Source organism: Reyranella sp. GW821-FHT14A01, from assembly GCF_058803965.1.
In genome coordinates, this window is record NZ_JBXAPM010000014.1 from 78,273 (window position 1) to 98,995 (window position 20,723).

At 66.7% G+C, this 20,723-nt stretch carries 22 protein-coding genes; 8 read left to right on the plus strand and 14 right to left on the minus strand.

Annotated features, from left to right (window positions below):
- Positions 1-2: 2 nt before the first annotated feature.
- From AC1ROX_RS23915 to AC1ROX_RS23925, 3 genes are all read right to left on the minus strand, one after another.
- Positions 3-308 carry a DUF6295 family protein gene (locus AC1ROX_RS23915; protein ID WP_493129880.1) on the minus strand — a complete coding sequence of 102 codons (306 nt, stop codon included), beginning with the start codon at positions 306-308 and terminating at the stop codon, positions 3-5.
- A gap of 10 nt (positions 309-318) precedes the next feature.
- Positions 319-1,077: a dienelactone hydrolase family protein gene (locus AC1ROX_RS23920; RefSeq protein WP_493129882.1), complete on the minus strand. Its 759-nt coding sequence runs from the start codon at positions 1,075-1,077 to the stop codon at positions 319-321.
- Between the two features lie 80 nt (positions 1,078-1,157).
- Complete coding sequence (locus tag AC1ROX_RS23925; protein WP_493129884.1) at positions 1,158-2,039, minus strand: LysR family transcriptional regulator; 882 nt, start codon at positions 2,037-2,039, stop codon at positions 1,158-1,160.
- 91 nt (positions 2,040-2,130) lie between these two features.
- Here AC1ROX_RS23925 and AC1ROX_RS23930 point away from each other — a divergent pair, with 91 nt between their 5' ends.
- A complete protein-coding gene (locus tag AC1ROX_RS23930) occupies positions 2,131-2,535 on the plus strand; it encodes a nuclear transport factor 2 family protein (protein WP_493129886.1) in 405 nt (134 codons plus the stop codon).
- A gap of 17 nt (positions 2,536-2,552) precedes the next feature.
- Here AC1ROX_RS23930 and map read toward each other — a convergent pair whose 3' ends face one another.
- Positions 2,553-3,422 (minus strand): type I methionyl aminopeptidase, encoded by an 870-nt coding sequence (gene map, locus AC1ROX_RS23935; protein ID WP_493129888.1) that lies wholly within the window; start codon positions 3,420-3,422, stop codon positions 2,553-2,555.
- Between the two features lie 112 nt (positions 3,423-3,534).
- Between map and AC1ROX_RS23940 the strand changes: the two genes are divergently transcribed.
- From AC1ROX_RS23940 to AC1ROX_RS23950, 3 genes are all read left to right on the plus strand, one after another.
- Positions 3,535-4,296, plus strand: coding sequence for a competence/damage-inducible protein A (locus tag AC1ROX_RS23940; RefSeq protein WP_493129890.1), 762 nt, complete (start codon positions 3,535-3,537; stop codon positions 4,294-4,296).
- A gap of 136 nt (positions 4,297-4,432) precedes the next feature.
- Complete coding sequence (locus AC1ROX_RS23945) at positions 4,433-5,497, plus strand: AbrB family transcriptional regulator (RefSeq protein WP_493129892.1); 1,065 nt, start codon at positions 4,433-4,435, stop codon at positions 5,495-5,497.
- 35 nt (positions 5,498-5,532) lie between these two features.
- Positions 5,533-6,177 carry a TetR/AcrR family transcriptional regulator gene (locus AC1ROX_RS23950; RefSeq protein WP_493129894.1) on the plus strand — a complete coding sequence of 215 codons (645 nt, stop codon included), beginning with the start codon at positions 5,533-5,535 and terminating at the stop codon, positions 6,175-6,177.
- On the opposite strand, the gene AC1ROX_RS23955 is transcribed toward AC1ROX_RS23950, so the two are convergent.
- The 6 genes from AC1ROX_RS23955 to AC1ROX_RS23980 all read right to left on the minus strand — a co-directional run bounded on the left by AC1ROX_RS23955 (position 6,178) and on the right by AC1ROX_RS23980 (position 12,024).
- A complete protein-coding gene (locus tag AC1ROX_RS23955) occupies positions 6,178-7,125 on the minus strand; it encodes an alpha/beta hydrolase (RefSeq protein WP_493129896.1) in 948 nt (315 codons plus the stop codon).
- Entirely contained in the window at positions 7,122-7,556 is a 435-nt protein-coding gene (locus AC1ROX_RS23960; RefSeq protein WP_493129898.1) for a cupin domain-containing protein, read from the minus strand. Before AC1ROX_RS23960 ends, AC1ROX_RS23955 begins: the two co-directional genes overlap by 4 nt.
- Positions 7,553-8,530 carry a dihydrodipicolinate synthase family protein gene (locus AC1ROX_RS23965; protein ID WP_493129900.1) on the minus strand — a complete coding sequence of 326 codons (978 nt, stop codon included), beginning with the start codon at positions 8,528-8,530 and terminating at the stop codon, positions 7,553-7,555. Before AC1ROX_RS23965 ends, AC1ROX_RS23960 begins: the two co-directional genes overlap by 4 nt.
- 15 nt (positions 8,531-8,545) lie before the next feature.
- Positions 8,546-9,550 (minus strand): Bug family tripartite tricarboxylate transporter substrate binding protein, encoded by a 1,005-nt coding sequence (locus tag AC1ROX_RS23970; RefSeq protein ID WP_493129902.1) that lies wholly within the window; start codon positions 9,548-9,550, stop codon positions 8,546-8,548.
- A 74-nt stretch (positions 9,551-9,624) separates the two neighbouring features.
- Entirely contained in the window at positions 9,625-10,518 is an 894-nt protein-coding gene (locus AC1ROX_RS23975) for a hypothetical protein (protein WP_493129904.1), read from the minus strand.
- A 198-nt stretch (positions 10,519-10,716) separates the two neighbouring features.
- Positions 10,717-12,024: a hemolysin family protein gene (locus AC1ROX_RS23980; protein ID WP_493129906.1), complete on the minus strand. Its 1,308-nt coding sequence runs from the start codon at positions 12,022-12,024 to the stop codon at positions 10,717-10,719.
- A gap of 141 nt (positions 12,025-12,165) precedes the next feature.
- On the opposite strand from AC1ROX_RS23980, the gene AC1ROX_RS23985 reads away from it, so the two are divergent.
- Genes AC1ROX_RS23985 through AC1ROX_RS24000 form a run of 4 tightly spaced genes read left to right on the plus strand, consistent with a single transcriptional unit; the run spans position 12,166 to position 16,927 of the window.
- Positions 12,166-13,206 carry a helix-turn-helix domain-containing protein gene (locus tag AC1ROX_RS23985; protein ID WP_493129908.1) on the plus strand — a complete coding sequence of 347 codons (1,041 nt, stop codon included), beginning with the start codon at positions 12,166-12,168 and terminating at the stop codon, positions 13,204-13,206.
- Between the two features lie 50 nt (positions 13,207-13,256).
- Positions 13,257-14,648: an amidase gene (locus AC1ROX_RS23990; protein ID WP_493129910.1), complete on the plus strand. Its 1,392-nt coding sequence runs from the start codon at positions 13,257-13,259 to the stop codon at positions 14,646-14,648.
- Positions 14,649-14,661: 13 nt separating this feature from the next.
- Positions 14,662-16,248 carry an FAD-dependent oxidoreductase gene (locus AC1ROX_RS23995; protein WP_493129912.1) on the plus strand — a complete coding sequence of 529 codons (1,587 nt, stop codon included), beginning with the start codon at positions 14,662-14,664 and terminating at the stop codon, positions 16,246-16,248.
- On the plus strand, positions 16,241-16,927 hold the full coding sequence (locus AC1ROX_RS24000) for an aspartate/glutamate racemase family protein (protein WP_493129914.1): 687 nt from the start codon (positions 16,241-16,243) through the stop codon (positions 16,925-16,927). The genes AC1ROX_RS23995 and AC1ROX_RS24000 overlap by 8 nt, the downstream gene beginning before the upstream one ends.
- On the opposite strand, the gene AC1ROX_RS24005 is transcribed toward AC1ROX_RS24000, so the two are convergent.
- From AC1ROX_RS24005 to AC1ROX_RS24020, 4 genes are read right to left on the minus strand one after another with little or no spacing between them, the layout of a single operon-like run.
- Positions 16,893-18,200, minus strand: coding sequence for a TRAP transporter large permease (locus tag AC1ROX_RS24005; RefSeq protein ID WP_493129916.1), 1,308 nt, complete (start codon positions 18,198-18,200; stop codon positions 16,893-16,895). The two genes, AC1ROX_RS24000 and AC1ROX_RS24005, sit on opposite strands and share 35 nt — an antisense overlap.
- 2 nt (positions 18,201-18,202) lie before the next feature.
- Positions 18,203-18,745, minus strand: coding sequence for a TRAP transporter small permease (locus AC1ROX_RS24010; protein ID WP_493129918.1), 543 nt, complete (start codon positions 18,743-18,745; stop codon positions 18,203-18,205).
- 7 nt (positions 18,746-18,752) lie between these two features.
- A complete protein-coding gene (locus AC1ROX_RS24015; protein WP_493129920.1) occupies positions 18,753-19,721 on the minus strand; it encodes a TRAP transporter substrate-binding protein in 969 nt (322 codons plus the stop codon).
- 46 nt (positions 19,722-19,767) lie between these two features.
- Positions 19,768-20,700, minus strand: a complete 933-nt coding sequence (locus AC1ROX_RS24020; RefSeq protein WP_493129922.1) for a hypothetical protein — start codon at positions 20,698-20,700, stop codon at positions 19,768-19,770.
- Between the last annotated feature and the right edge of the window lie 23 nt (positions 20,701-20,723).

The following is a 20,723-nucleotide window of genomic DNA, read 5'->3' on the forward strand; positions in this document are numbered from 1 at the left end:
GTTTACGCGACCCGAACGAGCCGTGGGGGCGTGTGTTTGCCGCGCACCTCGGCTTCCTCGTACTCGGCCGATGCGATCGCGCGGTCGAGCGCGGCCCGCAGGGCCTTGGCCGAGTCGAGCGTGATCTCAACGCCGGCGCGGGCGCTGGCATCGAGACGCTCGTTGAAGAAATCGAGGGTGATGACGTCGCCCAGCGGCGCATGTCGTGCGTGGTCGTAGGCGACCACCGCCCGGGTCAGCGGAAACCACTCGTCCCCGCGCTTGGCCATGCCTTCGGCCTCGGTGATCTCGACGATCGAGGTGCACATGGGCGGGCTCCTACTTCGCGAGGTGGGTCCGGAAGAAGGCCCAGATCTTGCTCCAGCCGTCCATCGCCTGTTCGGGCCGGTAGAGCGGCCGGTGCCAGTAGAAGAAGCCATGGCCGGCGCCGTCGTAGCGGTGGAACTCGTGCGCCTTGCCGTGCTTCGCCAGCTCCGCCTCGTGCTGGTCAACCTGCTCGGGACTGGGCGCGCGATCGTCGTTGCCGAACAGGCCGAGCAGCGGGCAGGACAGATCTTTCGTCATGTCGATCGGCGCGACCGGCGTCTTGGCGTTGAGCTCCTCCTTGCCCATCACCACGCGGCCGCCCCACAGCTCGACACAGGCGTCGACGTCCTTCTTCTGGCAGGCATAGATGAAGGCGTGCCGGCCGCCCGAGCAGGAGCCGAGCAGGCCGACCTTGCCGTTATGTTCGGGCTGCGCGCGCATCCACTTCACCGCGGCCTCGGTGTCGCCCACCATCTGGGCGTCGGCGATGCCGCCATCGGCGCGCACCTTCGCGGCGACGTCGTCGGGATTGCCGTCGCTGCCGCCGCCCTCGCGCTCATAGAGATTGGCGCAGATCGCGATATAGCCATGGTGCGCAAAGCGCCGCGTCGTCTCGATATAGAGCTCGCTCCAGCCGGGGAGATGGTGGATGAGGACGACGCCGGGGAAGGGACCCTTGCCCTCCGGCTTCGCCACGTAGGCGGTGATCGGTGTTCCCCCGTCGCCCTTCAGGGTGACGTTCTCACAGGTCATGCCACGGTAGAACGACATCGGCTTTCCTCCTTGATGATTGGGGTCGGGCGCCCGCTTACGTAAGCAGCTGAAGGCTTGCGAAGCCATTGAAAAAGAAGTCAGCCGGTCTGCGCGAACTGCTCGATCAGGATCGACTTCACGCACGAGACGAGGGGGCTTTGCGAGGCGCCGGGCGCAGACAGCAGCGAGAACTCGACCGGCGGCAGCTTCGGCAACCTCCGGCCCGGCTTCACGATCCGCACGTTGGCGGGTCGGGCCGAGTCGTTCAGGCAGGTGACGCCCAGCCCGGCAAGCAGCGCCTGCTGCGCGCCCGCAACGCCGGAGGCCGTATGGGCCACATAGAAATCAAGCTTGCGGCGACGCAGCTCCTGCAGGACGAGCCTGTGCAGCGAGCAGCTCTCGGGCAGCAGGATGAGCGGCAGCGGCCCACCGGCCTCGAGGTCGAAAGCGTCCGGCGCGGCGAGCCAGTGCAGCGGCTCGCGCGCCAGCTCGATCGAAGCCGCCGTCTTCGCCGCGCGCGACCGGGCGATCCGCATCGGTATGCCGATGTCGAATTCGTTGCGATGCAGGGCGTCTTCGATGCCCATGCTCTTCTCGATGGAGACATGGAGCCTGAGTTTTGGATAGTTCCGGCGGATGCGCTTCAGGATGGAGGTGACGGTACTGGGACGGAAATATTCGGTGATCGCCAGCCGCAGCTCACCTTCGATCCGGTCGCCCCTGACGTCCCGTATCGCCTGTTCGCTCAACGCCAGCAAGCTGCGCGCATGATCGAGCAAGCGTTCACCGGCGGGCGTCGGCGTCGCGCCGGTCTTGCCGCGCAGCAGCAGCCGGACATTGACCGTCTCTTCGAGCTTGCGGATCTGCTCGCTGAGGGCGGATTGCGAGCGGTGAAGCCGCGGCGCGGCGGCGGAAAGGCTTCCCGCCTCGGCAACGGTCACGAACGTATGAAGCAGTTCGAGGTCGAGGCGTGCCATCATCCATCCGATTATCCGATGAATGAGATCGTATCTTCCCGCTTTTCAGGAAACAACGCCGACAGCATCCTGAGGGTGAAAGGAGTCATCCACGATGACGGGACCGGGAGATATCGGCGGGCGGATCGACACCGCCTGCATGGCGAGCCTGATGGAGGCCGTGCAGCAATACTTCGATCTCATGTACGACTGCGACACGTCGAGGTTCGACGATGTGTTCCATCCGACCGTGCATCTGCACGGCTTTCGTGACGGTGCAATGCAGTCGTGGTCGGCCGCGGTCTACCGGGACATCCTCGACCGCCGCGACTCACCCAAGTCGCAGAACGCGGCGCGCGCGGACGATGTCCTTCTGGTGGATTTCGCGTCGCCGACCCAGACCATGACCAAGGTCCAGGTCCGTATCGCCACGATGCGCTTCACCGATCACCTGACATGGCATCGCATCGAGGGAAGATGGCGGATCACCTCGAAGGGGTTCCACCTTCACTCCGATTGAGGGAAGCGAAAGGGACGCTACCCCGGCGTCGGCTGTAGCGTCTTGGCCTGGACATCGTACGGCGGCTTGGCCAGTTCCTTGGGCGAAAGCGTGAAGAACTCGATGCCGGTTTCGGTGACGCCCACCGAATGCTCGAACTGGGCGGAGAGCTGCTTGTCGCGGGTCACCGCGGTCCAGCCGTCGCTCAGGATCTTCACCTGCCAGGTGCCGGCATTCACCATCGGCTCGACGGTGAAGAACATGCCGGGCTTCAGCACCGGGCCGGTGCCCTTCTTGCCGTAGTGCAGGATGTTCGGCGCGTCGTGGAAGATGCGGCCGAGCCCGTGGCCCGAGAAGTCGCGCACGACCGAGAAGCGCTGTGCCTCGACATAGGATTGGATCGCATGGCCGATGTCGCCGACATGGGCACCGGGCTTGGCCGCCGCGATGCCGCGCATCATCGCCTCGTAGGTGACGTCGCACAGGCGCCGCGCCTTCACGCCGACATCTCCGGCGAAGTACATGCGGCTGGTGTCGCCGTACCAGCCGTCGAGGATCACCGTCACGTCGATGTTGACGATGTCGCCGTTCTGCAGCCGCTTGTCCGAAGGGATGCCGTGGCAGACGACATGGTTGATCGAGGTGCAGATCGACTTGGGGAAGCCGCGATAGTTCAGCGGCGCGGGGATCGCCTTGTGATCGAGGATGAAGTCGTGACAGAGCGTGTTCAGCTCGTCCGTGCTGACACCCGGCTGGACGTAGGGCGTGATGAAATCGAGCGTCTCAGCGGCCAGCCGGCCGGCCTTGCGCATGCCGGTGAAGCCTTCCGCTCCATGCAGCTTGATGGTGCGCTCGTCGCGGCGCCAGTAGTCGGCGCTGTCGTCGACGGCTTCACGGGAATTGGTCATCCGCCTTATTTGGCATGCGATACGGGCGGTAACAAGGCCGGGACCGCGGCTTGGCCCATCGGCTCGCGTCCGCTAGGGTCCTGAAACCAAACGATAAATACGCAGGCCTTGCATGTCAGACCCGGCAAAAATCGTCACCGCATGCATCCTCGTGATCGGCAACGAGATTCTGAGCGGCCGTACCCGCGATTCCAACATCCAGTATCTTGCCACCGAGCTCGGCAAACTTGGCGTGCGCGTCATGGAAGCCCGGGTCATTCCCGACATCGAGGCGACCGTCGTGGCGACCCTGAACGAGGTGCGGGCCAAGTTCGACTATGTGTTCACCACCGGCGGCATCGGTCCGACCCATGACGACATCACGGCCGACTGCATCGCCAAGGCCTTCGGCGTCGGCATCTCGGAGCATCCGGAAGCCGTTGCGCGCATGACGAAGCATTACGGCGATCCCGCGCTCTTCACGCCGGCGCGACGGCGCATGGCGCGGGTGCCGCATGGCGGCGTGCTGGTCGACAATCCGGTCTCGGTGGCGCCCGGTTTCCAGATGGAGAACGTCTTCACCTTCGCCGGCATTCCCAAGGTCGCCGAGGCGATGTTCCAGTCGATGAAGCACCGGCTGGTCGGCGGCGTGCCGGTCGTCTCACGCACCGTGCGCACCAACCTGCCCGAGGGCATCATCGCCGAGCCGCTGGGCGCGCTGCAGAAGCGCTACGAGGATCTCGACATCGGCTCGTACCCTGCTTTCCGCAACGGCAAGCCCAGCGTCTCGCTGGTCCTGCGCGGCACGGATGATGCAAGGCTCGCCACGGCGGCGGTCGAGCTGATGGCCACGATCCGCGGCATGAACGGCGAGGCCGAGGAGTTCGTAACCTGATACGGCATCAAGGGTCTTTCGCTTCGCTCAGGATGACACCGTTGTTGGAAAGGGCGCAGTGCGTCGATGCAGGCAACATTGTCATCCTGAGCGCAGCGAAGGACCTTTTGCTTTCGTCCAAATCACGGGTCGTCGCGTGAAAGGCGTCGGCGGGCACGTCACTTCATGGTCCGCGCTGATCGCCATCACCGTGCCGGTGACGGCGCTCATGCTGTGGCTGCACGCGCCGGCGGCGCTGATGCTGGGGCCGCTGATCTCGGGCATCGTCTTCGCCTCGTGGGGCGGCAAGGTGAGCTATCCGGTGCCGGTCTTCGCCGTGGCGCAGGGCATCGTGGGCAGCATGATCGCCAAGATGGTGCCGCTCTCGATCATGGGCGACATCCTGAGTCACTGGGTCCTTTTCACGGTGGGCGTCGTCTCGGTGGTCGCGGCCAGCACCTGGGTCGGCTGGCAGATGACGCGCTGGAAGATGCTGCCCGGCACGACGGCGCTGTGGGGCGTGAGTCCCGGTGCCGCCTCGGTGATGACGTATATGGCCGAGGCCTACGGAGCCGACATGCGCACGGTGGCCTTCATGCAGTATCTGCGCGTCGTCATGGTGGCCGCCGTTGCGGCGGCGGTGGCGCGCTTCTTTGGCGCAGCCCCCCAGCATGCGCCCGACGCCATCGTCTGGTTCCCTGAAGTCGCTTGGCTGCCGCTGGTCGAGACCCTGGCGCTGGCCGCGGTGGGATCGTGGCTCGCCCGCATCCTGCGCATTCCGGCCGGCGCCTTCCTGGTGCCGCTGGTCGGCGGCATCGTGCTCACGCATATGGGCTGGCTGCGGCTCGAATTGCCGACATGGCTTTTGGCCGGCTGCTACGCGCTGGTCGGCTGGAACGTGGGCCTGCGCTTCACGCGCGCGCTGCTGGTCCATGTGCTGCGGCAGCTTCCCGGCATTCTCCTCTGCATCTTCATCATGCTGGCGCTGTGCGGCGGCGTCGCGGCCTTCATGGTGTTCGCCGCCGGCATCGATCCGCTGACCGCCTATCTCGCCACCAGCCCCGGCGGCGCCGACTCGATCGCCATCATCGCCGCGTCGACCGACGTCGACGTGTCCTTCGTGATGGCCATGCAGACGGTGCGCCTGCTCGCCGTGCTGTTCGTGGCGCCCTATCTCACCAAGATCATCGCGGAGCGGATCGGCGACCTCGGCAAGGGCTGACGCGCGAGGCGAGGGTGGTCTAGGATCACGCCGCAATGAATGACAGCGTGGACCTCGACCGGCGGGAACGCCGGGCGGAGAAACGGCGGACCGAGATCGTCGCCATCGCCCGCGAGATGTTCCTCGCCAGCCCTTACAGCCAGGTCAGCGTCGAGGCGATCGCCGCGGCCGCCGAGCTCTCCAAGGTCACGGTCTACAGCTACTTCGAGTCCAAGCTCGACATCTATTGCGCCATCCTCGTGGCCGATGCGCAGCTCCTGGTCGACGCCTTCCGCGAAGCCTACGACCCGGCGCGCGACCTGCGGTCCAACCTCAAGCGGCTGGCCCGCGCCTACGCGACCTTCCTCGAAAGCCACGCGGAATATTTCCAGCGCTTCTCCTGGTACTACCTGCCGGGTCGCGAGGAGCGCCTGCCGGCGCAGGCCGGCGCCCTGATCGGCGAGAAGTTCTCCGAGGCGCAGTCGATCGTCGAGCAGTGCCTGGCGCACGCTGCCGCCGCCGGCGAGATTCCGAAGCGCGATTTCAAGGCGCTGGCCGGCGCGATCTACGCGCAATGGCTGGGCCTCGCCTACTTGCGCATCGCCAACAGCCCCGAAAGCGGCCGCTCCGTCATCGATCACAAGCGCATCGCCGACCAGGCGCTGGAACTGCTCGTACACGGCCTCGAAGCGCCGGCGTAGCTACCCCCGGAACGGCTTTTCGTGCACCAGATCGATCAGGGCGAGGGTCATCGGGTGGTTGGGGTCTGCGAGCTTCTCGACCACCGAATAGTGATGGTCGCCGGGGCTTTGCAGCACCCGCACGGGATGGCCGCGCGACACGCACTTGTCGCGGAACGCCATCGTCTGGCGTACGTAGCCCGGCGTCTCGTCGGCGCCGACCGCCAGCACCAGCGGCATCAGGCTGTCGAGCGGCGGATTGCTGGCTGGGCTGATGGCGAGGACCATGTCCTCGTCGAGCCCCAGGTCCGCATAGCGCGGATGATGGCGGTGCGGTTCCATGTCGTAGGAGCCGCTGATCAGCAGGGCGCTGTCGACCGGCGAATAGCGCAGGCCCACCGCCTCGAAGTTCCAGGCGAGTGCCATCGCGGCGAGTTGCGCGCCCGAGGAATGGCCGGACACGACCAGCCGGCGCGTGCCGTCGGGATTGAGCGTGCGAACCACCCAGGCGATGGCCTCGCGCGCCTGCTCCATCATCTGCGGCACGGTGACGTCGGGGTGAAGGTCGAACCCCGGCAGCACCACGGTCGCGCCGGCACGGGTGAGGGGCGGCGCGAGGAAGGCGAAGCCTTCCTTCGATTGGTAGCGCCACGCGCCGCCGTGGAAGAACATGACGATCGGCCCAGTGGCTCTTGCGTCGTCGCGCCCGCTGGAGGCGTCATAGATATCGAGCGTCTGCCGCGGCCCGGCGCCGTAGCGCAGGTCGCGGGCGCCGGGATGGGTGGAGCGGATCGGCACGCTGCGTGCGACGCGCCGCCGGGTGAATTTTTCGCCATCGGGCACCGCAACCCGCATGTCGTACTGTTGGCGGACCTGCTCGGCCGTCAGGCCGCGCCACACGATCGGTTCGCCACTGGTCGCCACGTCGGCCGGCGCCACCGGGCGCTCGCGAATTCCCTGCCCGCTCATCTGCCGGAAACGACCTCGCCCTTGGCGTCGTAGACCGCATAGCCGTCGGCCTGCGTCTTGCCGCCATTGGCGTAGCTCACGATCCGGTCGGGCGAGCAGTGGATGCCCAGCATGTTGAGCACATTGGGGCCGGGATTGCGGAAGGCGTGCGGGATGCCCGCTGGCAGAGCCACCATGTCGCCGGTCTTGAGATGCTGTGCCTGGTCCTCGCGGCCTTCCTGCCAGACGACGCTTTCGCCCTCGAGGACGAACAGCACCTCGACATAGGGATGCGAATGCAGCGCCGTCGAATAACCGGGCTGGCAGGTCTGCACGCCGGTCACCAGCGGCACGTCGCCGCCCGCCACCAGCCGGCGGTAGAAGGCGGTCGGGCCGAAGCTCACTTCCTTGGCTTCCGAAAGCCGGGCGACCACGGGCTCGGTGTTGCTCATCGAACGGGTTCCTCCTGAAACTGGGTGTTGCTGCGGCCGAGCAGGCCGGCCTTTTCGAGTGCCGAGCGAAGGGCGTCGCGTTCCGCCGGCGAGACCGGTAGCCACGGCAGGCGCACCGCCGCCGAGGGAAAGCGGCCCTGCAGGACCAGCGCTTCCTTCATGCGCGTGAACATGTCGACGATCGGGCTGCGATAGAAACAGGCGTTGAGGTCGTAGAGCCGGTTGCTGATGGCACGCGCGGTGGCGAGGTCGCCCCGCTGCACCGCGTTCCACAGGGCCACGTGATCGGCGGCGAAGACGCTGCCGGCGCCCGACAGCATGCCGTTGCAACCCAACACCAGCGAACTCAGCAGCCAGGCGCTGTGCGTCGTCAGCACATGCACGGGCCGCTTCATCGACTGCATGGTGCGGATGGTCTGCTCGTGCATCACCGGATGGTTGCAGCGGTCCTTGATCGCCCGCACCGACGGCACTGTCTCGACCAGCTTCACCAGCGTGTCGAGCGAATGGCCCTGGCCGGTGCTCATCTCGTACTGGAAGACCAGCAGCGGCAGGTCGGTCGCGTCGGCGATTGCCTGGTAATGCGCGATCACCATCTCGGGCCGGGCCTGCGAGCCGCGCGCGAACTGGGCCGGCGGGAAGATCAGCAGGCAGGAAGCGCCGGCGCGATCGGCCTCGCGCGCCTTCACGGCGGCATCGGCGCCGCTCTCGGCCACGATCCCGTGCATCAGCGGCACGCGATCGCCGACCTCGCAGGCCATGATGTCGATGATGCGCGCGTGCTCGCCGGCGCTGAGCGCATATCCTTCCTGCGCCACGCCGCCCACCAGGATCGAACTGATGCCCTCGGTCGCGGCGATATCGCCGATATGCCGGCGCAAGGTCGGCTCGTCGATCTCGAGATCCGGCGTGAGCGGCAGCAGTGCCGCCGGCACGACGCCGACCGGCTCATAGTTGGGGAAGGGGCGGGCCATTGGGCTTCTGTGGAGTCAGTCCGGCTTGATGCCGTTGGCGCGGATCAGTCCACCCCAGCGCGCGGCTTCGGCGTCGATGAAGGCCTTGGCCTCGGCCGGCGAGCTGCCGACCGGTGCGGCCCCGAGCTTCAGGAGCTCCGCGCGCATTTCCGGTGTCTTGACCATGCGCGCCACTTCGGCGGCGAGCTTGTCGAGGATGGCGGGTGGCGTACCGGTCGGTGCCGCCAGCGCGTACCAAGAGCTCGAATCGAAGCCGGTGATGCCCAGCTCGTCGAGCGTCGGCACGTCGGGCAGCAGTTCCGAGCGTTGCGTCGTGGTGACGGCCAGCGCGCGCAGCTTGCCGCTCTGCACCAGCGGCGCGGCCGAGGGCACCACATCGATGATCATGTCGACCTGGCCCGACACGGTGTCGGCCAGCGCCGGCGCACTGCCCTTGTAGGGGACGTGCACCACGTCGATGCCGACCTTGCCCTTGAACAACTCGGCGACGAGGTGCTGGAAGTTGCCGTTGCCGGACGAGGCGTAGGTCATCTTGCCCGGCTTGGACTTGGCCAGCGCGATCAGTTCCTGCAGGGTCTTCGCCGGCACGCTGGGATGAACCGCGAGGACGCCCGGCGTGTTGGCGACGACGCTGATGGGCACGAAGTCGGTGCCGGGCTTGTAGGGCAGGTTGTCGTACAGGCTCTGGTTGATGGTGAGCGAGGAGGGCGAGCCGACGAACAACGTGTAGCCGTCGGGCGCGGACTTGGCGACGATCTCGGCGCCGATGGCCGCGCCGGCGCCCGGCTTGTTGTCGACCACGACCGGCTGCCTGAAGGCCTCGCCGAGATACTTTGCCACGAGCCGGCCCACGATGTCGGTGGCGCCGCCGGGCGGGAAGGGAATGACCAGCCGGATCGGCTTGTTGGGATAGGTCTCGGCCGATTGTGCCCGGCCAGGTCCGGCAGCGAGGAGAGCCGAGGCCGCAGCGGCGTTCGTGGCGAAACGCCTTCTGCCCAGGACAAACGGTGATCCGGCCATGTGACCCCCAATGGTTGTATCTTTACGATATTGGGAATTCGTTCACCGTTCAAGGGGGCGTCGCAGGGAAGCTGCTAGTTCTGCTGGCTGCGCCCGACCTCGACGACGCGCCCATCCGGCATCAGAACGACGAAAGCGACGGACTCGATACCATAATCGACCGGCAGCATTGGCCGCTTTGCCTCGCGCAACGCATTCCAGGAAGTGCGGTCGAAGGGCTCGGCTACCCTCGTCGTGAAGTCGCCGCGCGTGATCTCGCGCTCAACCTGGCCGTCCGGCCATTCGGGCAACTTTTCGGTTGTGTCCTCCGTCATCGTCTCGATGCCGGCGAGGGCTTTCTTCATGTCGGCCCGGCTCTTGAGATCGGCATGATAGATATCGACGATGAAACCCGGCGTCGCGGCGCTGTAGAGCGGTCGTCCGTCCGGCGCACGGATCACCAACGCGGTCGCGGCGTTGAAGCAGTCTGTGCCGTCGGAGAAGACGTCGATGAGATAGCCGCGCCCCGCCGCCGTCCACGGCAACGTATCCGAGACGCTGCAGTCGCCCCTGGTCGGTCCCGCCGCGATCAGCGCCGCCCGATTGGCCGGCTTCTGCGGCATCGCCTGTGCCCGCAGCCATGCGCTGAGTCCGGCTGGCAGCGCCGTCGTCATCGCCGCCTCATCGCCCGCCTTGGCGAGTGCCGGGACCTCTGCCACCGGGTTGATCTCCATCGCGATCGGCGCATTCCCCGGCACGACCTTGTCCGGCTCATCGTCGAATCTCAGCTCCCCACCCGGCCGGCGCGCCACAAACAGCACGACCGCGTTGGCACAATTTGCCCCGCGCACGATGGCGTCGCCGGAGTAACCCGGCCCGGCCGCCTCCCATGGCAGGCTGACGCGCGTGTTGCAGTCGGCGGCTCGGGCGAGGTTGGGAATAGCGATGAAAGCGGTGGCGACTAAGACGCTGAGAGTTGAGAGGGTCATGGGAGACGGTCTGCGGTGAGATTCAGTGCGTCGAGCAAACGACGATTGATGCGACGTGTCTAGACATTCGCATTGTTGTTTGAGGCCTAGGACGTGGCCCTCTCAAGGCTAAAACACAGGTCGAATCCCGTAGAGAGCGTCAGTCTCAGTTGACCTTTCGCAAATATGCGGGTGGCCATAGAGGGGGCCATGCTCCGGTCACGAATTCACCGCCCGATGCACCGTCGTCACGCGCGTTGCTAAAAGCTTGTCGATGCGGCGGCCGTCCATGTCGAGGACCTCGAAGCGCCAGCCGGCGACGTCGACCGTGTCGCCTTCCTTGGGCAGGCGGCGCATGGCGGCCAGGACCATGCCGGCGGCGGTGTGGAAGTCGGCGGTGCGTTTCGCGGTAATGCCCAGCAGTTCAGTGAGTTCGTCGGCCGGCATGCTGCCCGCCACCAGCCACGAACCGTCCTCGCGCTCTTTTGCATGGGGCTCGGCCGGGCCTTCGTCGGTCTCAAAGACACCCACGATCGCTTCCAGGATGTCGGCGGTCGTGACGATACCTAGCAACTCGCCGTACTCGTCTTGCACCAGGACCATGTGCGCCGAGGAATTCTTCAGCGTGTCGAGCACGTCGAACGCGTCCATCGAATCGGGGACGATGGGCGCGGGTTTAACATGGGTGCGCGGATCGGCGGTGCCGTCGCGGATGAAGGCATCCAGGAGGTCGTTCTTGCGGACGATGCCGGCGATGTGGTTCGCAGCCGCATCCCAGACGGGCAATCGCGAATGGACGCTGGACTGGATCGCCTGCAGCAGGGCCTGCGGCTCGAGCGACAGGTCGACCATGTCGAGATCGTGTCGCGGGGTCATGATGGCGCGCGCCCTGCGATCGCCGAGGCGCATGACGGCGCTGATCATGCCGCGCTCGCGCGGCTCGATGGCACCCGAGGATTCGCCGTCGGCGATCAGCGCCTTGATCTCCTCGGCCGTCACTGCCGATTCGCCGCCCTGGCGGCCGCCCAGCAGGCCGAGGATGGTCCTGCCCGAGATGTCGAGCAGCCACACGAGCGGCGCGGAGATGCGCGCCAGCATGGTCATGCCGGGCGCCACCGTCGCGGCGACCGCTTCGGCGTTGCGCAGCGCGATCTGCTTCGGCACCAGCTCGCCGATGATCAGCGACAGGTAGGTGATGAGCGCGACGACGCCGCCATAGGCGAGCGGCTCAGCGAAGCGCAGCGGCATGCCGGTATCGGACAGGAAGGTCGTGAGGCGCGCGCCCAGGGTGGCGCCGGAGAAGGCGCCGGCCAGGATGCCGACGAGGGTGATGCCGATCTGAACCGTCGAGAGGAAACGGCCGGGATCGTCGGCCAGTCGCAGCGCCACGGCGGCGCCGCGCGAGCCGCCATCGGCCATCGCCTTCAGCTTGCCCCGGCGCGCCGAGACGACGGCCAGTTCGGACATGGCAAGGACGCCATTGATGAAGATGAGAGCGATGGCGATCAGAAGCTCGATATAGACCATCGTTTCAGTCTATCTGCGCTTCGGGCCCGAACGAAGGCGCGGATTGGTGACGGATTTCGCAGCGACGGCCATTTTACACCAGCGTCTCAATCGTCTCCCGCCATCTTCTCGATAGGTTCCATGCATGGCATGTGTCGGGAGATGGCGGATGCAGCCGACAGTAACGCGCCCCGTGTGCCCACACTGCATCTCGACGGCAGCCGTCTGCCGTCCGGGATGCGGCTTGCCGCCTTCGCCCGGATCGCATCGGGTTATACGAGCACGCAGATTTCGGAAGGCGATTTCCAGGTCGATGCGCGGGCCTGGCTGCTCGGCGAACTCATGGTCACCTCGACGCGGCTGACCGCCCTCAGGATCGAGCGTACCCCGGTCCATATCGCCGCCGATAAGCGCGACACCTATTCCTTCATCCTGCTGCGGCGCGGCAGCTGGACCGCCGACGTCGAGGCGGGCCACGTACAGGTCGCCGCCGGCCAGGTCTGCGTCATGGATTTCGCGCATCCGTGGCGGGTCGAGGGCACCGAGCAGGACAACATCATGCTGGTCGTGCCGCGCCCACTTGCCGCTGAACTCGCGCCCGGCGCGCCGCCGCTGCATGGACGCCTGATCGAGGGCGCCGCCGGACGCCTGCTGGCCGACCATATGTTCGCGCTGGCTCGCCACCTGCCCGATCTCGAGATGAGAGACCTGCCGGTGATTCAGCAGGCGACCATCGGCGTGCTCACCGCGGCGCTGCAATCGTTGCCGCAGGAGGATCCTGCTCCCTTCCGCAACCTCGCCCGCGATGTCGGCGGCCGTGTGCTGGCCTATATCGAGCAGCATCTGACCGATCACGGCCTCTCGGTCGCCACCATCTGCCGCGACGTCGGGGTCAGCCGGGCCTCGCTCTATCGCTCGTTCAGCGCCACCAACGGCATCGCCACCTACATCCAGCAGCGTCGCCTCGAATCCGCGCACGCACTCATCTCCGATGAGGGTGCAAGGCTCAGCATGGTCGAGATCGCCGCCCAATACTGCTTCAGCAGCCAGGCGCATTTCAGCACCGCCTTCCGCCGCATGTTCGGCTACACCCCCGTCGCCGCCCGCAACGTCAGGACCAACGCCCGCGACGTCGGTGGCGTGTTCGACGGCTGGCAAAAGATCATCGAGGGACTGCCTTGCACGAGGCCTGACGCGGACTGAACGCTTATCCGGTCCGCTCGCGACGAGTGGAAATCGTGTACCCTGTCGGCATGACCGCACTCCATGACATGACCGCCGGCGAGCTGCTCGCCGCCTACAAATCCAAGTCGCTGTCGCCCGTCGAGGCGACCGACGCCGTGATCGCCCGCATCGAGGCCTGGGAGCCGAAGCTGAAGGCGCTCTACGCGCCCGACTTCGAGGGCGCGCGCAAGGCCGCCAAGGCGTCGGAGGCGCGCTGGCAGAAGGGGGCGCCGCAGGGCGCGCTCGACGGCGTGCCGATCACGATCAAGGAGAACATCGCCACCAAGGGCGTGCCGGTGCCGCTCGGCACGGCGGCGACCGATCTCGTCCCGGCCGCCGCCGATGCGCCGGCCTCGGCGCGCGTGCGCGAAGCGGGCGCGGTGATCCTCGCCAAGACGACGATGCCCGACTACGGCATGCTCTCCTCGGGCCGCAGCTCCTTCCATCCGCTGACGCGCAACCCGTGGAACCTCGCCTGGAACCCGGGCGGGTCCAGCGCCGGCGCGGGTGCCGCGGCGGCGGCCGGCTACGGCCCGCTGCATCTCGGCACAGACATCGGCGGCTCGGTCCGCCTGCCGGCGAGCTGGAACGGCATCTTCACCCTGAAGCCCAGCCTCGGCCGCGTGCCGGTCGATCCGCCGTTCTTCGGCCGCGCCATCGGGCCGATGACGCGCAGCGTCGCGGACTCCGCCCTGCTGATGGCCGAACTGTCGAAGCCCGATGCGCGCGATCACATGAACCTGCCGCCGGCCGACATCGACTGGAACGCCGCGCCGTTGTCGCCCAAGGGATTGAAGATCGGCCTGCATCTCGACGCCGGCTCCGGCCTCCCGGTCGACCATGAGGTGAAGGAAGCCATCGAGGCGGCCGCAAAATTGTTCGCCGACGCGGGCGCGCAGATCGAGCCGGTGGCGCCGTTCCTGTCGCCGGAGATGCTGCACCTGCAGGACCTGTTCTGGCGCGTCCGCAGCTGGGTCGATTTCTCCGCGCTCAGCCATGCGAAGCAGGCCAAGGTGCTGCCCTTCATCGCCGACTGGTGCCGCGGCGGCGCCGACGTGTCGGGTGCCCAGGTGATCCGCGGCGTGAACAACTACATGGCCATCCGCGCCGCCACGACGCGCGCCACCCAGTCCTTCGACTTCGTGCTGTCGCCGGTGTCGCCGGTGCCGACCTATCGCGCCGACTGGGAGACGCCGACCAACGACGTGAACCGGCCACTGGAGCACATCTCCTTCACCATGCCCTACAACATGAGCGAGCAGCCGGCCGTCTCGATCAACTGTGCCTACACGAAGGAAGGCAAGCCGATCGGCCTGCAGATCGCCGGCCACCGCTTCGACGATTCCGGCGTGATGCGCCTGTCGCGCTGGTTCGAGTCCGTGCGCGGGACGCAGAAGAAGTGGCCCGAGCCGCCGAAGTAGGGCGCGCGAATCCATGGATTACGACGTCATCGTGGTGGGCTCCGGTGCCGCCGGCCTGTCGGCTGCACTTGCGGCAGCGCACGGTGGCGCCCGCGTGATCGTGCTGGAGAAGTCGCGCTGGCTCGGCGGCACCACGGCGATGTCGGGCGCGGGGACCTGGGTGCCGGGCAACCATCACATGAAGGCGGCGGGCATCGAGGATTCGCCCGAGGAGACGCTGCGCTACATCAAGGGCGCGGCGCCGCCCGGCTGGGAGGAGACCGAGGAGGAGCTGTGGCAGGTGCTGGCCGAGCAATCGGCGCCGATGCTGCGCTTCCTGGAAGACGAGACGCCGCTGCGCTTCGAGCTGGTCAACCATCCCGATCCCTATGCCGATCTGCCCGGCGGCAAGCCGTTCGGCCGCATGGTCTCGACCACGCCCATCAGCAAGTTCTTGCTGGGCCGCTGGTGGAACCGCGTGCGGGCTTCGGTGAAGACGCAGCTCTTCACCTATCGCGAGCTGGTCGACGGCGTGCTCAAGAACCCGGTGCGCGGTGCACTGGGCATGGCGCCGACACTGCTCTGGCGCCTGCTGACGGCGCGGGTCGGTGCGGGCAACGCACTGGTCGTCGGGCTGGTGCGCGGCTGTCTCGACAAGGGCTGCCGCGTCGAACTCGAAGCGCCGGTCCACCGGCTGGTGATGGACGGCGATACGGTGGCAGGCGTCGAGGCGACGGTCGGCGGCAAGCGGCAGACAATCCGCGCGGCGCGCGGTGTCGTGCTGGCGACCGGCGGCTTCGACTGGAACCGCGACCTCATGGAGAAGTATTTCCCCGGCATCGACCTCACCGGCGCGCCCGACACCAACACCGGCGACGGCCAGGTGATGGCGGCCGAAGTCGGCGCCGAGCTTGCGCATATGGACCAGGCGCTGATCTCGCCGGCGACGTTCACCCGGTACGAAGGCCGCCGCCATGCCCAGCCGCTGCTCGAGACCTATGCGCCGCACGTCATCCTGGTGAACCGTGAGGCCAAGCGCTTCGTCAGTGAAGGCAGTCCCGCGCTCGGCGTCGCAGTCGACGAGCGGGCATCCGATGGAAGCCATTTGCATCTGCCGGCCTGGCGCATCTTCGACGCGCGTTATGCGAAGGCGATGACGCTCTCCATGCATTTCGGCTCGAAGGAGAAGGGGTTCATCCGCGAGGCTGACACGATCGAGGCGCTGGCCGGCCAGATCGGCCTCGATCCCGCGGCGCTGCGCGCCACGGTTGACCGCTTCAACGGCTGGTCGAAGGAGGGCGTCGATCGCGACTTCCATCGCGGCGAGACATTTTGGGAGCGCTTCTACACCAAGGATCGCGCCCTCGGCACGGTGGAGCAGGGGCCTTTCTACGCAGCACCTTTCCTCTATGTGAGCCTCGGCACCAAGGGCGGGCCGCGCACCGACCGGCACTGCCGCGTGCTCCGGCCCGATCGCAGCGTGATCGGCGGGCTCTATTGCGCGGGCATCGCGATGGCCAGTCCGATCGGCACCAAGTCGGTCGGCGCCGGCACGACGATCGGTCCCTGCCTCACCTTCGGTTACGTCGCCGGCCGCGAGATTGCGAGGCGCAATGTCTGATCGCCCCCTTGGTATCCTCATGCTCGACACGCGGTTTCCGCGGATCGTCGGGGATGTCGGGAACGCGGCGTCGTACGACTTTCCGGTCATCTTCCGGAAGATGGAGGGGATCGGGTCGGCAGACGCGGTGGCGGCTCACCCGGACCGGCCACGCGTGCTGGCGGCGCTAAAGGCGAATGCCGAAGCGCTGGCGGCGGAAGGCGCGGTCGGGATCGGCACGAGTTGCGGGTTCCTGGCTCTCTACCAGGACGATCTTGCTGCCGTGTCGCCGGTGCCGGTGGCGACCTCGGCGCTGCTGCACATCAAGGAGTTGAAAGGCCGCAAGGCCGGCGTGATCACGGCGTCGGCCAAGAACCTGACACCGGCGCATCTCGCGGCGGTCGGCGCGCCGGCGGATACGCCGGTGGTCGGGTTGCCCGAGGACAGCTCCTTTGCTGGCACTTTCCTGCGCAACGGACTGACGCTCGATCGCGAGGCGGTCGAGCGTGAGGTCGTGGCAGCGGGGGGCGATCTCGTTGCGCGGTATCCGGAGGTCGATACGGTCGTGCTCGAATGCACCAACCTGCCGCCGTACAAGCCGGCGCTCGAGAAGGCATTGGGCCTTCCCGTGCTCGACGTGCTCGATCTTCTGAAAGACTTCTACGTCAGCCTGGGAAGGCGAGCTTCGGCAGGACCATGACCGACCACGGCCAGACCGTGATGATGGCGACGGCCGCGACCAGCAGGAAGAAGAAGGGCAGGGAGGCCTTGGCAACGTACATGCTGTCCTTGCCGCTCATGGCTTGGAGCACAAACAGATTGAAGCCGACCGGCGGCGAGACCTCGGCCATCTCGATCACCAGCACCATGAAGATGCCGAACCAGACCAGGTCGAAGCCCGCGGCCTTGATCATCGGCAGCACGATCGACGTCGTGAGCAGGATCATCGAGATGCCGTCGAGCGCCGTGCCCAGCACGATGTACATCACGGTGAGCACCGCGATCAGCATGAAGGGGCTGAGGCCCAGGCTGTTCACCCAGGCCGCCAGCGCCAGCGGCACGCCGGTATAGCCCATGGCCACGGCCATGAACGACGCGCCCGCCAGGATCAGCATGATCATGCAGGTGAGGCGCACCGTGCCCATGACGCTGTCCCAGAACGACTTCCAGGTGAGCATGCGCGACCAGAGCGAGATGGCGAGCGAGCCCATCACGCCCCACGCCGCGCATTCCGTTGCCGTCGCCCAGCCGAAGATCAGCGAGGCGAAGACCAGCAGGATCAGCAGCGTGCAGGGAATGAGGTTCGCGGATTCCTTCAGCCTCTCAGCGAATGTGAGGTGCTTCAGGTCGTCGGGCGGCGTCTTGTCGGGGTTCCGGAGCGACCAGACGATGATGTAGCCCGAGTAGAGCGCCATCACGATCAGCCCGGGGATGAAGCCCGCCAGGAAGACCTGGATGATCGAGACTTCGGCGGCCACCGCATAGACCACCATGGTGATCGAGGGCGGGATCAGAATGCCGAGCGTGCCGGCGCCGGCCAGCGAGCCGAGGCTCATCTCCTCGTCGTAGCCGCGCCGCTTCAGCTCGGGCAGCGCGATCTTGGCGATGGTGGCGCAGGTCGCGGCCGACGAGCCCGAGACCGAGCCGAAGATGCCGCAGCCCAGCACGTTCACATGCATCAACCGGCCCGGCAGCCAGCCGACCCAGGGCGCGAGGCCGCGGAACATCTCCTCCGAAAGCTTCGTCCGGAACAGGATCTCGCCCATCCAGATGAACAGCGGCAGGGCGGCCAGGGTCCAGGAATTGGCGCCGCCCCAGGTCGTGGTGGCGAGGATCTGGCCCGCCGTCATCTTGCCGGCCAGCAGCAGGGAGACCCAGCCGCAGGCCATCAGCGACATGGCGATCCAGACGCCGGCACCCAGCAGCAGGGCGAGCACGCCCAGCAGCAGCAGGCCCATCTCCAGCAGGTCCATCGTCAGACTCCGCTCTCGGCCGCGCGTTCGATGATCTCGTCCGCCGTCTTGGGCGGATCGCGCATGTAGCAGGGCTTGTTGCCCATGAGGACGCGCACGAACTCGTCGACGAAGGCGACCAGCAGCAGGACCACGCCGACGGCCAGCGCCGATTGCGGGATCCAGATCGGGATGGCGATGACGCCCTGGGCGAACTCGTTGAAGCGCCAGGAATCGTAGACCATCTTCGAGAGGAACCAGGCGAACAGCGCGAGGAACGCGCCGCCCGTGAAGAGGGCGACCAGCTCGACAATACGGCGCCGGCTGCCCTCGAAGCGGTCGACCATGAGGGTGACGCGGATCAGGTCACCCTGCTTGAAAGTGTGCGCCAGGCCCAGGAAGCACAGGGCGGCGCACAGCCATCCTGAGATCTCGTCACCGCCCTTGAGGTTGATGCCGAACTCGCGGCCGACCGACATCAGCATCATGACGACGCAGATGGCGATCAGCATCAGCCCGGCGAGAGCGCCGCAGATCCAGTAGAGGGCGTCGAGAAAGCGGCGCAAGGATCGATCACTGCTTCTTGTAGGCGTCGACCAGCTGCTGGCCCTCGGCGCCGGCCTTGACCAGCCAGTCCTTGGTGAGCTGCTCGCCGAACTTCTTGAGGTCGCTCATCAGCTGCGGCGACGGCTCCAGCGTCTTCATGCCCTTGGCCTTGAGCTGGTCGGTGTACCAGTTGGTCTTCTCCTCGCAGAGCTTCCAGCCGCGCACCTCGGCCTCGGCCGCCGCCTTGAGCAGCGCGTCCTGCTGGGCCTTGTCGAGCTTCCCGAAGGCTTCCTTGTTCACGAAGATCATGTTCTTCGGCAGCCAGGCCTTGGTGTCGTAGAAGTGGTCGAGCGACTCCCAGACCTTGCTGTCGTAGCCGGTCGCACCCGAGGAGATGAACGAGTTGGCGACGCCGGTCGCCAGCGCCTGCGGCAGGTCGGCGGCCTGGATGGTGACCGGCACCATGCCGGCCAGTTCGGCCAGCCGCGTCGTGCCGACATTGTAGGCACGGAACTTCAGGCCCTTGAGATCGGCCGCCGAGTTCACGTCCTTCTTGGTGTAGAGGCCCTGCGGCGGCCACGGCACGGCGAACAGCAGCATCATGCCCTGCGCGTCGAGCTTCTTCTCGATGAACGGCTTCTGCGCCTTCCACAGCTTCATCGCCTCGGGGTACGAGGAGGCGAGGAACGGCACGACGTCGGCGCCGAACAGCGCGTTCTCATTCTCGAGGTTCGACATCAGGAGCTCGCCCATCTGGGCCTGGCCCGACTGAACGGCGCGCTTGATCTCCGGCACCTTGAACAGCGAGGCGTTGGCATGGACCTGGATGGTGAGCTTGCCGTCGGTCGCCTTCTTCACATCGTCGGCAAACGCCTGGATGTTCTCGGTATGGTAGTTGGTCGCGGGATAGCCGGTCGGCATGTCCCACTTGGTCTGCGCGAACGCGGGCGTCGCGAGCAGCGTCGCCACCGTGGCGAGAAGAAGTCTGCGCTTCATGGATAAGTCCCCTGTTGGTCCCCTTGGGCGGATCGTTACAACGGCCCTAGCGGACCAGCAAGCGGCGATAGAGCGGCTGCAGCAAGGTCGGGATCAGGTAGATCGGGAACTGCACCGCGGCGATGAACAGGAAGATGTCGGGATCGGCCGTCGCCGGCAGGACGGCCATCAGCAGGGCATTGTGCCGCCCGCCGGAGCAGTAGCCCACGGTGAGGGCGCTGCGCCGGTCGAGGAACGGCCAGGTCGCGATCGCCATCACCAGATTGCACAGAAGCATCCCTCCGAATGAGCCCACGACGAAGCCCGCGAGCTTCACCGGTTCCGCCATGGCGCGGGCAACGACGCCGTCCATCAACGGGATGGCGAAGACCATCAGCACCAGCACCGACACGCCATCAAGAGTCGTGCCAGCCTCGACGATGCGCGTACCCAGCCAGCGGCGGATGATCAGCGCACCGACCAGCGCGATGGCCACGATCATCGCCAGCCTCAGACTAAGGTCGAACAACCCGATCTTGAGATCGAAGCCCAGCAGCCACAGCGCCAGCGGCGGCAGCGTGAAGGGCACGAGGAAATTCGTGAACAGCGAGAGCAGCAGGGCGAGCGAGGAGTCGAGGCGCAGGAAGGTCGCCGTCGTTGCAGCCGAGATGATGCCGGGTGCCATGGCGCTGAGGCAGAGCGCGGTCACGAGACTTGGCCACAGGCCGAGCCCCTGCCAGATCGGCCACACGACCAGGGGCACCGCGATCAGGTTGAGGATCGCCAGCAGGAGGGCAGGCCCCGGACGGCGCAGCAATGCCGAGAGGCGAACCCAGTCCATGCGCGCCAGTGCGAGCATCAGCAGGACGATCACCAGCGGCATCAGCAGCGGCCGCGCCGCGGCGGCGAGGTCCTGGAACAGCAGTCCCAACAGCAGGGAGAAGGGCAGCAGCGTCGTGGCGCGTCGCCCCATAAGCTGCAGGACCGATAGCGGATTCATTGAAGCCACCCTAGCACGTGCTA